This is a genomic window from Actinomadura sp. NEAU-AAG7, from assembly GCF_018603865.1.
Classification (GTDB): Bacteria; Actinomycetota; Actinomycetes; order Streptosporangiales; family Streptosporangiaceae; genus Spirillospora; species Spirillospora litoris.
In genome coordinates, this window is record NZ_JAHFZY010000007.1 from 450,982 (window position 1) to 465,337 (window position 14,356).

Genomic DNA, 14,356 nt, shown 5'->3' on the forward strand with positions numbered 1-14,356 from the left:
GAGACATTTTGAGCCGATCCCCGAACGCCCCCGGTTCACTGCGCGACGACGCCGCCGCGCTCCACGACGACCTCGCCCGGCTGCGCCTCGACCTGCACCGGGAGCCCGAACTCGGCCTCGACCTGCCGCGCACGCAGGAGAAGGTGCTCGCGGCGCTGGACGGCCTGCCGCTGGAGATCACCACCGGGAAGCGGCTGTCCTCGGTGACGGCGGTGCTGCGCGGCGCCCGGCCGGGGCCGACCGTGCTGCTGCGCGGCGACATGGACGCGCTGCCGGTCGCCGAGCGCGGCGACGCCGACACGATCTCGCGGGTCGACGGGCGGATGCACGCCTGCGGCCACGACCTGCACACCTCGATGCTGGCGGGCGCGGCGAAGCTGCTGTCGGCGCACCGCGACGACCTCGCGGGCGACGTCGTGTTCATGTTCCAGCCCGGTGAGGAGGGCCTCGGCGGCGCCCGCATCATGATCGAGGAGGGGGTGCTGGAGGCGTCCGGGGAGCGGCCGGTCGCCGCGTACGCGCTGCACGTGTTCTCCTCCGGGCTGCCGAACGGCGCCTTCTCCAGCCGGGGCGGGCCGATCATGGCCGCCGCCGACCGGCTGCGGGTGACGGTCCGCGGCGCGGGCGGCCACGGCTCCACGCCGCACCGCGCCAAGGACCCGCTGCCCGTCGCGGCCGAGATGGTCACCGCGCTCCAGACGATGGTGACCCGCGCGTTCGACGCGTTCGACCCCGTGGTCATCACGATCGGATCGTTCCACTCCGGGACGGTGGACAACGTCATCCCGGACGAGGCGTCCTTCTCCGGCACGGTCCGCTCGTTCTCGGCCGCCGCGCACGAGCGGCTGAAGGAGCGCACGGTCGCGCTGCTGGAGGGCCTGGCGCGGGCGCACGGCCTGGAGGCCGACGTCACCTACTTCGCCGACTACCCCGTCACGGTCAACGACGGCGGCGAGGCCGCGTTCGTCGCCGACACCGTCCGCGACGCCTACGGGGAGGACCGGTACGTCGCCGCGCCGCGTCCGATGCCCGCCTCCGAGGACTTCTCGTTCATCTGCAACGAGGTGCCGTCGGCGTTCATCGCGCTCGGCGCCTGCCCGCCCGGCCTCGACCCGGCCAGGGCCGCCTTCAACCACTCCCCCGAGGCCCGCTACGACGACGGGGTGCTGGCCGACGGCGCGGCCCTGTACGCCGAACTCGCCGCCCGCCGCCTGGCGGCCTCCCCGCCCCGCCCTTTCTGAGCAGCCCCTTCTGAGCAGCCTCTGCTGAGCCGCGCGGCCCGCGTCTAGGTCGGCTCCTGGACGAACCAGGTGCTGATCTGGGCGCGGGACGCGAAGCCCAGCTTGGACAGGATGTGCTCCAGGTGGGAGTCGACGGTGCGCTTGGCGATGACGAGGCGCTCGGCGATCTGCCGGTTGGTGAGGCCCTCGGCGACCAGCGCGGCGATCTCCCGCTCGCGCCGGGTCAGCGCCGCCGCCGTGGCGGACGCGGCGTCCGGCGCGGGCGGGAGCTCGCCCAGCGCCTCGGCCATCGCCGCGGGCATGGCGAGGCCCGCGCCGTCCCGCCGGGCGGCCTCGAAGGCGGCGTCGCCGAGCGCCTCGCGCGCCTGCCGCTGGTACAGCTCGCGCAGGACCGCGTGCTGCGGGCCGAACATCGAGGTGCCGGTGTAGTCGCGGGCCCAGTCGGCGGCGGCGAGCAGCCGGACGCCCGCCACCGCGTCCCCGAGGGAGACCAGGCAGCCGCCGACCATGTCCAGCGCGAGCGCGACGCCGAGCCGGTCGTCCATGTCGCGTTTCATGCGGAGCCCGGCGCGCAGGTCGGGCAGCGCGGCGCCGGCGTCGCCGCCGACGAGCGCGGCGAGGCCGCGCACGCACAGTCCGTAGGAGCGGCACCACTGCTCCCCCGCCGCCTCCATCGCGCGGACCACCTCGTCGGCGTGCGCGACGCCAGCGGCGCCGTCGCCCGCCATCGTCCGCGTCACGGCGAGGAACACGCCGGTGATCGGGACGAGCACGTCGGTGTTGCCGACCCGGCGGTGCAGGTCGCGTGCCTCCTCCAGCCGGGCGGTGGCCTCCTCCAGCTCGCCCCCGCACAGGGCCGCCACGCCCTCGGCGAGCCGGACGTAGCCGAGCCCGCGCGGGTCGTCGCCCGCGAGCGCGCGCGCCTCGGCGCGGCGCAGCAGGTCGCGGGCGGGCGGCAGGTCGGCCTGGAGCGCGGCGAGCACCCCGCCGAGCGCCAGCACCTCCGTCCACTCCGGGCCCGGGACCTGCTCGCGGCTCTCGATGACCCGCAGCGACCAGTGCCGCGCCTCGCCGGTCATGCCCTGCAGCGCGAACAGCCGGCCGAGCCCGAGCGTGACCCCGCAGAGCACGTCGCCCGGCGCCCGCCGCAGCCCGTAGTCGATCATGTCGCGGACGTTGGCCTGCTCGCGCCGGAACCAGGCCAGCCAGCCCGCCTGCGCGGCGCCGCCCAGCCCGCCCGCCGCCTCGCGGATCGCTCCGGCGAACCGGTCGAACGCGCGGGCGCGCATCGCCTCGGCGTCCCCCGCCTCCTCCAGCCGGTGCGCGCCGTACTCGCGCATGATGTCGAGCATGCGGTAGCGGACGGCGCCGTCCCGGTCGACGCGCAGCACGACCGACTTGTCGACCAGCCCGGCGACCACCTCGAAGACCCGGTCGGCGGGCAGCGCCTCGTCCGCGCAGACCTGCTCGGCGGTGTCGAGGTCGACGTCGGCGGCGAACACCGACAGCCGCGCCCACAGCAGCCGCTCGTCGGCCGAGCACAGCTCGTGGCTCCAGTCGATCGCGGCGCGCAGCGTCTGGTGCCGGGGCAGCCCGGAGCGGCGGCCGCGCACCTGGAGCAGGCGGCGGTCGAGCCGGTCGACGATCTGCTCCACCGACAGCGCCCGGAGCTGGACCGCGGCCAGCTCGATGGCCAGCGGGATGCCGTCCAGCCGGTGGCACAGCAGCGCCACGGCCGACCGGTTGCCGGGGGTGAGCGTCCAGCCGGGGACGACGGCGGCGGCCCGCTCGGCGAACAGCGTGACCGCGTCGCCGGGCAGGTCGGGGTCGTAGCGGCCGGGCTCGGGACGGGCGAGCGGCGCGACCACCAGCGTGTGCTCGCCGGGGATGTCGAGCGGCTGGCGGCTGGTCGCGATGATCCGCAGGCCGGCGGCGTTCTGCAGCAGCACCTCCGAGAGCATCGCGCACGCGTTCACGAGGTGCTCGCAGGTGTCGAGGACGAGCAGGAGCTCGCGGTCCTCCAGGTGGTGGACGAGGGCGTCCAGCGCGGCGGCCGGGCTGTGGTCGGGCAGCCCGAGCGTCTCGCCGACGGTCTGGGTGAGCAGGCCGGGCTCGTGCAGCGCCGACAGGTCGACGAAGGCCACGCCGTCGCGGAAGGACCCCGCGAGCGAGGCCGCGGCGCGCAGCGACAGCCGCGTCTTGCCGACCCCGCCCGGCCCCATCAGCGTGACGAGCCGGCACCGGTCGAGGAGCCGTGCGATCTCCGACAGCTCCTCGCGGCGGCCGACGAAGCTGGTCAGCTCCGCGGGTGGCCGTCCCGAACGCAGTTCCAACCTCTTGATCGGTAACACCGCCGCCTCTGTTCGGTTCTCGCCGGCCCGTGGCCGGTACGCGTGGGACGACAGCCTGATCGTACCCGTACATGAACTGATCGCAACCGCTCCATTACACGGCGCGTCAGAACCGGTGGCCTACTCCGGCCCGCGCCGCCCGCGGCGGCGGCGCGGGGACGGGAAGCGCGGGCAGGAACAACCGGCCGCTCACCGCCCCCCGGAGCGTCCGGTACCCGGCGACGGCCCAGGCGGTGACGAGCAGCAGGTAGAGCAGCACGGCGACGCCGGCCAGCGCGTCCAGGCCGGTGGTCCGCGCCAGCCCGGACGCGCCGGTCACGCAGGTGCCGACCGGGAACGTGAACGCCCACCACGTCATCGCGAACGGCATGCCGCCGCGCAGGGCCCGCGCGTTCGCGGCCCCGGCCAGCGCCAGCCAGAGCAGCGCGAACCCCAGCACGGGCGCTCCGTAGAGGACGGCGAACGCCCGCGTCGCCTCCGCGTACTCCGGGACGGCGCGTCCCGCCGCCCCGGCGATCTGGACGGCCGCCGTCGTGGACTGCCCCAGCGGCCCGAGGACGAGGAACAGCGTCGGCGTCATGACCGGCGCCGTGCGCCCCGAGGCGAGCGCGCTCCAGATGCCGGGAAGCAGGACGAGCGTGCCCAGCAGGCTCGCGCCGAACATCCCGTAGCAGCCGTAGAGCAGCGTCGCGGCGCCCTGTCCGGGCGGCAGGTGCGGGACGAGCGCGGGCCCGAGCGCCGCCGCCACCATCGGCGCGACGACCGGGAGCAGCCAGGTCGGGTCCGCGCCGCCCGGCTCCAGCCGCGTGATCATGAGGTAGGGGATGCCCGCCGCGACGGCGACCGCGTAGACCGTGCCGAGCGTCCAGAGGACGGCGTCCACCGCGACCGCCGCCGGGAGGCCGAGCACGCCGGGGCCGAGCGCCAGCGTCCCGTAGCCGACCGCGAGCATTGCCATCGGCGGGCAGCCGTAGAAGACGGCCGTGGCCGGGTTCCCCAGGAGGTGCGACCGCGCCACGTCCCGATGCCGGACGAGGTGGACGCCCCGCGCCGCCATCAGCACCAGCAGCATCAGCAGCGACACGGCCCACACCGCGACGGCGAACGCGTGCAGGCCGGGGAGGCCCACCGGCAGGGCGTTCGCGCCGTTCGCCACGATCGCGGTGCCCATCACCGCCGCGTACCAGTTGGGACCGAGGTGCCGAAAGAGGTCGGCGGGACGGTCGAGCTCCCCCAGCGGCACGCGGGCCGTGGGCGCGGTGGCGATACCCATGCGTCCACGGTGGCCCCGCCGCGAGCGCGTCGGTAGAGGTCACCGCCCTATGGACCCATAAGGCGGGCTTATGCTCGCGGGCATGGCACTCTCGCGCCGCGTCCCCGATCTGGGCGCCCTGGAACTGCTGCTCGCGGTCGTCCGGCTGGGCAGCCTCGGCCGCGCGGCGGCGGAGCTGGGCGTCACGCAGCCCGCCGCCAGCGCCCGCGTGCGCTCGATGGAGCGGCAGGTCGGCGCGGCCCTGCTGGACCGGTCCCCGCGCGGGTCGCGGCCCACCGAGGCGGGCGTGCTGGTCGCCGGGTGGGCGCGCCAGGTCGTCGACGCCGCCGAGGCGCTGGACGCGGGGCTGTCCGCGCTGCGCGAGCGGCGCGATGCCCGGCTGCGCGTGGTCGCAAGCCTGACCGTCGCCGAGTACCTGATGCCGGGGTGGCTGGTGGCGCTGAAGTCCGTCCACCCGGACCTCGCGGTAACGCTGCGCACGGCGAACTCCACGCAGGTGGCCGAGCAGGTCCGCGGCGGTGAGGCCGATCTCGGGTTCGTGGAGGGCCGCCGGACGCCGGCCGGGCTGAACGGCGCCGCCGTCGCCGCCGACAGCCTCGTCGTCGTGGTGTCCCCGGCGCATCCCTGGGCGCGGCGGCGCTCCGGCGTGAGCGCGGCCGAGCTGGCGCGGACGCCGCTCGTCCTGCGCGAGGAGGGCTCGGGCACCCGCGAGATCCTCGACCTGGCGCTGGCCGCCCACGGCGGGACGGCTCCGCCGCTGCTCCAGCTCGCCTCCACGACGGCGCTGAAGGCGGCGGCCGTCTCGGGCGCGGGGCCGGTGGTGGTGAGCGACCTCGCCGTCGCCGACGAGCTGGCGGGCGGGCGGCTGATCCGCGTGCCCGTCCCGGAGCTGGACCTGTCCCGTCCGCTGCGCGCGGTCTGGCCCGCCGGCCGGCGTCCCGCCGGACCGGCCCGCGACCTGCTGGCGCTGTCGCGCGGGGCGTCCTGACCAGGGGTCAGCCGGCGGGCGCGTGGACGGCCTGGATCTCCAGCGCGATGCCGATGGTGTCGCCGAGCATGACCTTGTCGCCCTGGAGCGGGACGTTGAACTCGATGCCGAAGTCGCGGCGGCTGATCGAGGCGGTCGCGGTGAACCCGGCCCGGACGCCGCCCCACGGGTCGGCCTCGACGCCGTGGAACTCCGCCAGCAGCCGGACCGGGCGGGTGACCTTCTTGATCGTCAGCTCGCCGTCCAGGTGGTAGCGGGGGGCGCGGGCGCGGCGGCCCACGTTGGCCTGCTCCACCCCGGTCCCGACGAAGGTCATGACCGGGTGGTTCTCCACGTCGAGGAAGTCGGCGGAGCGGACGTGCTCGTCGCGCTCGGCGCTGCGGGTGTCGATCGAGGCCATCTTGATCTCGGCGCGCGCGCTGGAGTCCAGCGGGTCGGCGCCGATGACCACCTCCCCGCCGAACTCGGGGAACGAGCCGCGCACCGTCGTCATCAGGTGCCGGATCGTGAAGGTGATCTCCGAGTGGACCGGATCGATCGTCCAGCGGCCGGCGTCGAGATCGGGCGCCTCGCGCTCCATTGAATCCCCCCAAATAGTGACAATCCCCTGCAATCTAGGAAAGTTACCCCAGAGCACGGCAAGGCCGTGCCGGGGCGGCGCACGTCTGACCCGGCGCGCGGAGGGAATGCTCCGTACATGATCGGTGAACACGTCCTGGCCGGATACGCCCACGACGCGGGCGGCCGGGAGGCCCTCGGGCTGGCCCGCGCCATCGTCGGGCTGACCGGCGGACGGCTGAGCGTCGCGATCGTCCACCCGCCCGACGTCCCCGCCGCGGCGGGCGAGGCCCGCGCCCTGCTGGAGCAGGCCGCCTCCTTCCTGGACGACATGCCCGTCGACCTCCTCGTCCAGGAGGGGCGCGGCGTCGGGCGCGGGCTCACGCTGCTGGCCAGCCGCACCGGCGCCGACCTCATCGTCGTCGGCTCCCCCGAGGGCGGCGCCCGGGGCCGGATCGGCGTCGGCGCCGCCGCCGACCACCTGCTGCACTCGGCGACCGAGGCCGTGATGCTCACCCCGTCCGGCTACACGCCGCCGGAGGACCTGGACCGCATCACGGTCATGTACGTCCGGCGGCCCCAGTGCGACGACGCCGTCATCCGCGCCGCGCAGGCCGCCGAGCGGCTGGACGTTCCGCTCCGCCTGGTCACGCTCGCGCTCGGCGACGTCCACCCCGAGCGGCTCCGCGACGACCTCGCGCTGGCCATCCGCCTCGCCACCGACTCCGCCGAACTCCCGCCCGAGGACGTCTCCGCCGACCTCGCCGAGGGCGACGACGTCGCCGAGGCGATGGGCGACCTCGACTGGGCCGAGGGCGAGATCCTCGTGTGCGCGTCCAGCGAGGACGCGTCCGTCCACCGCGTCTTCATCGGCGAGGTGGCGCTGAAGGTCCTGCGCGCGGCCCCGTGCCCGGTGACCGTCCTCCCGCGGGGCTACTTCTGAGTAGTCCGTTTTGCCCGTTCCCTTGGAACGACTTGCCGCCACCTCTTTACCTGCACTACATTCCGTCGAGATCGGAACGTGACCAAACACGTTCGGTCACCCCGGTCGGGCGGTCCCTGCCCGAACGCAGTCAGGCAGCAGGTGTCAGGCGGCAGGGAGCGTGATGGACCCGATCGGCAAGAAGCTGCTCGACGTGGCCAAGAGCCAGCTCGGCTACACCGAGAAGGGCGACGGCTACACGAAGTTCGGCGACTGGTACGCCGCCAACATCGACGGCGACCACGACTCCTACTTCAAGACGGCGCCCTGGTGCGACATGTTCCTCGCCTGGGCCGCCGACAAGGCGGGCGTCACCGAGCAGGCCGGGCAGTTCGCCTCCACGATCGAGCACGCCGAGTGGTTCCGCAAGCACGACGCCTGGGGCACCTCCCCAGAGCCCGGCGCCCTCGTCTTCTTCGACTGGAACGGCTCCGACGACCCCGACCAGATCGACCATGTCGGCATCGTCGAGCGCGTCGACGGCAAGACCCTGCACACGATCGAGGCCAACGCCGACGGCTACAAGCTCATGCGCAAGACCCGCGACATGGACTCCGTCGTCGGCTTCGGCTACCCCGGCAAGATCAAGGTCGAGGCCGCGCCCCCCGCGAAGTACACCCCCCGGCACGCCGCCCCGGCGCCGACCGTCGACAAGGTGGGGGCGCCCGCCGCGTCCACCAACACCCAGGAGCGCGAGCACAGCGCCCCCGACGCGTCCCTCCCCGCCCAGGAGGTCGTGCTCGGCGGCATCCTCGCCTTCATCCTCTGCGGCACCGTCGCCCTGGCCGCCGGACGCGCCGCCGCCGCGAAGGCCCCCACGGCGGCGCCCATCCGCGTCCGCAAGCGCGGCAAGCACCACCGCCCCGCGACGCCCGTCGCCCTCCCGGTCGACGTCACCCCGGCCGACCTCGACGCCGCCGACGCGGGCACCACGGTCATGCCCGCCCTCTCCCTCGCCGCCGCGCACGAGGCCGAGGACCGCGAGTTCTGGGGCCGCATCGCCCACCTCGAAGAGGACAGCGAGCTGGCGTTCTGGAACTCCCTGCACGCCGAGGCCACCGACGTCGAGTACGCACCAGCCCCCGGGGTCCGCTAGAGTTGGGCATGCGCGCCGGGAGGAACCCCGGAGCCGGCACGCGGACGTGGCTCAGTTGGTAGAGCATCACCTTGCCAAGGTGAGGGTCGCGGGTTCGAATCCCGTCGTCCGCTCTGGGAGGCCGATGGCCTCGCTCTGGTGGAGTGGCCGAGAGGCGAGGCAACGGCCTGCAAAGCCGTGTACACGGGTTCAAATCCCGTCTCCACCTCGCAGTGCACGCAAGGGCGATTAGCTCAGTGGGAGAGCGCTACCTTGACACGGTAGAGGCCACTGGTTCAATCCCAGTATCGCCCACCACAAAAGCCCAGGTCAGCCGGTAGATGGCGGCCTGGGCTCTTCCGTCGCCGGCGCTCGACCGCCGGGGCGGGCTCAAGGCCGGTCAGCGGCGCGGGGCGCGCGAGGTCGTCCGAAGATCCGGACGGTGAAGCCGTCGGAGAACCCCGTCATCGGCCCCATCAGTGATCCCCCCGTGCCAAGGCAGGCCCCTGGCGGCGAGCGCCCCGAACGCGTGGTGGCCTTGGTTCAGCTCTGGTGAACCAGTGACTTCTGTGGTTTCCGTGGCAAGGACGTCCTCGTGAGCGCTGATGCGCAGGGGGCAGCACCAGCGGAGCAGCGCACATCGGGGTGCGAGCGTGGCGGGCGTCGCCGGTGAGGACGGCGCCGGCGCCGATGGCGCCATGCACCTGGACGTGGTCGCGATCGGCGCGGGCCAGATCGGCCCGGCGTGCTGCGGTGAAGAGGTCGAGCACGGTGCCGCCGGGGCGGCGGCACGCGTAGCGGCGCCTCGATCGGAAGTTTCTCGTACTCTTCTCCGTAGGCCGTTCGCAACCGGGCCCGCCCTCCATTCTAAGTGATCTTCGGTCAGTTTTCGCAGATGGAAAGCGCGCCAAAGAGGCGGCCGCCGCCTTCGTGCAGGGGCGAGACCTTTAATGGCGCGCCCTTTAAGCTGCGGAAGTACACCGACACGGGCAGCGGCCCCCGGTTCCGGCCGCGCGGTTCAGAGGGCGTCCAGTGCCCATCCAGTGCCTGTCCAGTGCGGCTGAATAGCTTGTACCGCGACGGATCACATCACCACCGGAAATGAAGGAAGGGACATGCAGAATCGGTTGTGGAAAGCTTGTGCCCGGATCACAGTGGCGATTACCGCCAGTGTCGTGGCCGCCACCGCGGGCGGAACTCTGACCACCGTCAGCCCGGCCAGCGCCGCCAGTTCGTCGAGAACACCGGTGATCGACGTCACCAACAGCGGGTTCGACGTAATCCTTACGAGCCCCGGGGGCGCGAGGCTGGCGCCGGCCGAGGGCAGCGTTACGGCGTTCCATGGTTTCAGCTCCTTCCAGAAAATCACGATCGAGTCGCAAGGCTTCGATCTCAAGGGACGTATCCACGGCAGGATTCGGACCTACAACTACGAGAGCCTGTGGACGGTCTACAAGCTTCCGAAGTCGTCCGGCTGGAAGGTGTGGGCCCTCAGCTTCAAGAAGGACAGCAGTCAGAGCGTCCTGAAGGAGACCTTCCGCGACGAGAAGCTGATCGACGCCGAGCTCGACGTCAACTTCACGGTCTCGGCCGCCGCGCTGAAGGGGGTATCCACCCTGCGCATCGGCTTCGAGACGCTGAGGCTGCAGCTCGACGGAACGACCAAGGACTTCACGGTCATCAACAAGGAGTCGGGCGGCGCGAAGGACCAGGACGGCAAGGAAATCCCGATCGACTTCGAGCAGCTCTGACCGAGACCTCCCGGTGGGTTCTGGGCTGACCTACCCGATGATGCGTTGACGGCGGCGGCGATTGGTTCCGGGAAGGCACCGGAACCGGTCGCCGCCGAACCTCGTTCGGGCCGGCCCGTGGCGCGCTGAACACGGACCGCCTTCCTTTCACACCTACATTGGCCGAGAGGGCTGACATGCCATCCACCACGAACACTTCGATATCGACCACCAGTCGGCGGCCTGGTGTCCCTCGGATATCAATGGGTGCGGCACGGCGCGTTCTGACGGGATTCGTCACGGCCACCATTTCAACCGCAGCGGCCGCCGCAATGATCCTGATCGGCGGCTCCAGCGCCGCATTCGCAGAGGGCGCGCATTTCGTGCCGGAGGCTACCGATGTCAGTTGGGACGGTACCGTCGCCACCATTACGTTCCGTGAAGTGGATGTGGCGCTGGAGACGGACGTAACCACGATATCCGTCAAGGTGACCGCCGACGTGGACGCCGTCTGCAGGCGAGGTGCCTCGGTGCTTCGCATTCACCGGTCGGCGACGGCCCTGGAGGCGAAGGACCATCCGATCAGCGAGGGCGGCACCGTCGAAGGCACCGCCAGTGTGCCGCTTGAGGTGACGGGGTTGAAGCTTTCCGGCTTCAGGTGTGTGATAACGCAGATATCGCTCACGGCCGTCCTTGAGGATTTCTGGACCGGCGCGACCCTGACCCACAAAACCGACATCGATAGACCCGAAGAGCACCACTAGTGTTCTGCGTCAGGAACTCGTAAGAGTGCGGGGCAGGGCCTCCAAGGATTTCGTCTGCGGTCTGGTCCAGGTGTGGTGCTCGCCCGCCTCGTCGTACCGGCCGAGGGCGGACTCGACATGGCCGAGGCATACCGGCGCCTAAACCTCGCCCACGGCGTCGCCGATGTCCCGGCAGATGGCGACCGACGCGCGGAGGTCCTCCGCCGCGTCGGCGTACCGGCCCTGGCGCAACCGCACACGGCCGAGGTTGCCGAGGCCGCGCGCCTCGGTGCCCCTGGCGTCGGTGTGGCGGGCCAGGGCGATCGCCCCGGCGAGCATCCGCGCGGCCTCGGGATGCCGGCCCTGCCACTGGTAGACGTGCCCGAGCTTGCCGAGCGCGCGCACCCCGGCGGAGTCGTCCCCGACTTCGTTCGCGAGTTCCAGCGCCCGTTGCAGCTCGGCACTGGCCTCGGCGTACCGGCCCTGCTGGATGGCGACGACCCCGAGGTTGATCCGCAGATGTACCGCGCTGCGGTGATCGGGCACGCTCTCGGCGGCCCGCAACGCGTGCTCGTGCAGGGTGACGGCATCGGCGTAGTGGCCGCCGCTTTCCAGGTAGCGCAGAAGCACCAGGGCGAGCTGCACCGGGTACCAGGCCTGCCCGTGCTCCGCCGCGTGCACCGCGGTGGCCACCAGGTTGGCGCGCTCGGCGTCCAGCCAGGCCAGCGCCGTGCTGTCGTCCAGCGCGGGCAACGCCCCCGCGGGACGCGGCACCCGGGGCCGCCGGTCCCGCTCGGCGGGGTACAGCACGTCCATCGCCGTGGACGCGGTGTACAGATAGAACTTCAGGACGCGGCACGGCAGGTCGACCTCGCCGTTCCGGACGGCCAGATCCTTGGCGTACGCCCGGAGCAGGTCGTGCATGCCGTACCGATCCCCGTTGCGCTGCACCTGGTGCCTGTCGGCGAGCAGCTCCAGGCATTCACGTGCCGTCGCCTCCTCGCCGCCGAGGAGGGCGGACGCCCCGAAGCCGTCCACATCGGTACCGGGATGCAGCCCCAGCAGCCGGAACATGCGGGCCGCGTCGGGCGGCAGGTCCCGGTACGACCAGGAGAACACGACGCCGATGTCGGACCGCGGATCCCCGGTGCACAGCAGGTCCAGCCGCCTCCGGTGATCGGCGAGCTCGCCCACCACCTCGGCCAGGGCCACCGGTGCCCTCAGGTGCACCAGCTCCGCCGCGATCCGCACCGCGAGCGGCAGCCTGGCGCACTGCGCCGCCAGCGCCTCGGCCGCGCCGGTCTCCGCGGTCACCCACTCGCCCACCAGCCGCCGCAGCAGCGCCAGCGCGTCCTCCCGGCGCAGGACGTCGAGCTCCAGTCGGCGGGCGCCGTGCCGCACGACCAGGCCGTGCAGCCTGTCGCGGCTGGTCACCAGCACGACGCTGTCGGACGATCCGGGCAGCAGCGGCCGGATCTGGTCGACCGAGGCGGCGTTGTCGAGCAGGATCAGCATGCGACGCCCGGCGAGCAGGCTGCGGTACCGGGCGGCGCGCTCCTCGACGTCGCCCGGCACCTGCTCGCCCGGCAGGCCGAGCGAGCGCAGGAACCTGGCCAGGGCGGCGCCGGGGGCCACCGGCTGCTCCTGGTCGTAGCCGCGCAGGTCGATGTAGAGCCGGCCGTCGGGGAAGCGGTCGCGGGCGCGGTGCGCCCACCGGGTGGCGAGAGCGGTCTTGCCGACGCCCGCGGTGCCGGACACGACGACGATCGCGCTCGTGTCCGGTTCCGGCGCGATGGTCAGCCGGTCGAGCTCGCCGAGTTCGTACGCCCGCCCGGTGAAAAGCGGAACATCGGCCATCAACTCGGCGGGCACCGTGCGGTCGACCGCGATGGGCGGTCCGGTCAGCACGTGCGCCCGCGAATCCTCGTCCAGGATCTCCTGGTACGCGGCGGTCAGCTCCTGCCCCGGGGCGACGCCGAGCTCGTCGGCCAGCCGGCGCCGCACCGCGTGATAGGTGGTGAACGCCTGGGCCCTGAGGCCGGCGGCGGCGTACGCGCGCAGGAGCCGAGCCTGCCCTCTCTCGTCCAGCGGCTCGGCCGCCGCGGCTTCCTCGAACGCGCTGATCGCCCGGTCCACCGCCCCGGCTGCCAGCATGGCGGCGCCGTACCGGCCCAGCGCCGCCCGATGCTCCACTACGATCGACAGCACCCGCGGGTGGTCGGCCAGCAGCGGGAGGTCGGCGAAGGGCTGGCCCTGCCACAGCGCCAGCGCCTCGGTCAGGGCCGCCACCTCCCCGCCGTCGGCGGGGTGGCGGACGAGGCGGCGGAAGCGCATGATGTCGATCTGGTCCGCGGGGACGCCGAGGCGGTAGCTGTCGCCCAGGTAGGGCAGCACCTCGCTGCGGGAGTGCGGCGCCCGCCCGGGTTCCAGCAGCCGTCGGAGCCGCTTCACGTGCGTCTGGAGGATGTTGACGGCGCTGGCCGGTGGCTGATCGCCCCATAAGGCGTCGATCAGGCCGGCCAGGCCGACCGGCTGCCCGCCGGCCAGCACGAGCAGGCCCAGCACGGCGCGTTGGGCGGGCGGGCCCAGCAGGAGCGGCTCGTCGTGGAGCCACGCGCGCATCGGCCCGAGCACCTGGATCCGTAGTGTCATCCTCGTGTCCACTTCCGGTCCAATCGGTTGTCAAGAATCGCTCGGCGACAGCTTATCGATCAGATCCGGTCCAAGCGCTAGAGATGAGCCGCACATGGCACAAATCGGACGGACGGTGCCGGGAGTGACGGTGGCGGGCATCACCGGGCGGAGTCGCAGGCCCTGTCGGCACGGACTTCGACCGGCCGGCGACGGCTCCGTCCGCGCCGTGACCTGATCGCCGGTCGCGCCATCGGCAGCGGCTCGAACGCCCGGCCGTCGTGCGCGTCGGCGGCCGGCCCCGGGACCACCGAAGGCAGCCCGGCGGCGTCGGACAGGACGTGAAGGCTGCCGCCCTTCCTGCCGCGATCGGCCGGATCGGGGCCGGTCAGCGCGCCCCCGGACGGCGGCGGCGTCCACGATCGCCGAGGCCCGGTCCACCCGCGCGCGCCCCGAGCCCGTCCAGCACGGCATGGTGCAATCGCGGCCACAGCCCGCGGCGGTCCATGCTGTCAATCCCACTCTCGGACGACGCGTCCGGTTCGGTCGCCCCCGCCTGGTCGCGATCACTACGCCGACACCCGGGGCCCTCCGCGGCCTCGTCCGCACTCTTCGCAGCTACACTCGACCAGCCTGAAACGGCGCCCTTTCCCTAAAGGCCAGCGAATTGGGTTCCGGCACCGATACGGCCATTTCACCGGCCGTTCTCCGCACACAGACCGACGAGCTTTTCACCCGCGTCCGGCACATAAATCTTCAGCCTCACAGACCCAGATTTCCGAGG

General features: G+C 72.9%; 10 protein-coding genes and 3 tRNA genes. 9 read left to right on the forward strand and 4 right to left on the reverse strand.

Annotated features, from left to right (window positions below):
* Positions 1–8: 8 nt before the first annotated feature.
* Positions 9–1,241 (forward strand): M20 family metallopeptidase, encoded by a 1,233-nt coding sequence (locus KLI87_RS31455; RefSeq protein WP_156218738.1) that lies wholly within the window; start codon positions 9–11, stop codon positions 1,239–1,241.
* A gap of 44 nt (positions 1,242–1,285) precedes the next feature.
* Here the strand turns inward: KLI87_RS31455 and KLI87_RS31460 are convergent, their stop codons facing one another.
* Together KLI87_RS31460 and KLI87_RS31465 are read right to left on the reverse strand one after the other, a co-directional pair.
* Positions 1,286–3,574, reverse strand: coding sequence for a LuxR C-terminal-related transcriptional regulator (locus tag KLI87_RS31460; RefSeq protein WP_156218739.1), 2,289 nt, complete (start codon positions 3,572–3,574; stop codon positions 1,286–1,288).
* Positions 3,575–3,698: 124 nt separating this feature from the next.
* On the reverse strand, positions 3,699–4,865 hold the full coding sequence (locus KLI87_RS31465; protein WP_214619950.1) for a TDT family transporter: 1,167 nt from the start codon (positions 4,863–4,865) through the stop codon (positions 3,699–3,701).
* A gap of 82 nt (positions 4,866–4,947) precedes the next feature.
* Between KLI87_RS31465 and KLI87_RS31470 the strand changes: the two genes are divergently transcribed.
* Positions 4,948–5,853, forward strand: coding sequence for a LysR family transcriptional regulator (locus tag KLI87_RS31470; RefSeq protein WP_214619951.1), 906 nt, complete (start codon positions 4,948–4,950; stop codon positions 5,851–5,853).
* Positions 5,854–5,860: 7 nt separating this feature from the next.
* Here KLI87_RS31470 and KLI87_RS31475 read toward each other — a convergent pair whose 3' ends face one another.
* Positions 5,861–6,433, reverse strand: a complete 573-nt coding sequence (locus tag KLI87_RS31475; RefSeq protein WP_156218742.1) for a YceI family protein — start codon at positions 6,431–6,433, stop codon at positions 5,861–5,863.
* Between the two features lie 117 nt (positions 6,434–6,550).
* Here KLI87_RS31475 and KLI87_RS31480 point away from each other — a divergent pair, with 117 nt between their 5' ends.
* From KLI87_RS31480 to KLI87_RS31510, 7 genes are all read left to right on the forward strand, one after another.
* Positions 6,551–7,354 carry a universal stress protein gene (locus KLI87_RS31480; protein ID WP_156218743.1) on the forward strand — a complete coding sequence of 268 codons (804 nt, stop codon included), beginning with the start codon at positions 6,551–6,553 and terminating at the stop codon, positions 7,352–7,354.
* A gap of 163 nt (positions 7,355–7,517) precedes the next feature.
* Positions 7,518–8,489, forward strand: a complete 972-nt coding sequence (locus KLI87_RS31485) for a CHAP domain-containing protein (RefSeq protein ID WP_214619952.1) — start codon at positions 7,518–7,520, stop codon at positions 8,487–8,489.
* 40 nt (positions 8,490–8,529) lie between these two features.
* Positions 8,530–8,602: transfer RNA gene (locus tag KLI87_RS31490), tRNA-Gly, on the forward strand.
* Between the two features lie 24 nt (positions 8,603–8,626).
* Positions 8,627–8,697: transfer RNA gene (locus KLI87_RS31495), tRNA-Cys, on the forward strand.
* Positions 8,698–8,711: 14 nt separating this feature from the next.
* A tRNA-Val gene (locus KLI87_RS31500) sits at positions 8,712–8,786 on the forward strand.
* A gap of 797 nt (positions 8,787–9,583) precedes the next feature.
* Entirely contained in the window at positions 9,584–10,219 is a 636-nt protein-coding gene (locus KLI87_RS31505; RefSeq protein ID WP_214619953.1) for a hypothetical protein, read from the forward strand.
* A 242-nt stretch (positions 10,220–10,461) separates the two neighbouring features.
* On the forward strand, positions 10,462–10,962 hold the full coding sequence (locus KLI87_RS31510) for a hypothetical protein (RefSeq protein WP_214619954.1): 501 nt from the start codon (positions 10,462–10,464) through the stop codon (positions 10,960–10,962).
* 138 nt (positions 10,963–11,100) lie between these two features.
* On the opposite strand, the gene KLI87_RS31515 is transcribed toward KLI87_RS31510, so the two are convergent.
* Positions 11,101–13,593 (reverse strand): BTAD domain-containing putative transcriptional regulator, encoded by a 2,493-nt coding sequence (locus KLI87_RS31515; RefSeq protein ID WP_214619955.1) that lies wholly within the window; start codon positions 13,591–13,593, stop codon positions 11,101–11,103.
* Positions 13,594–14,356 lie beyond the last annotated feature (763 nt).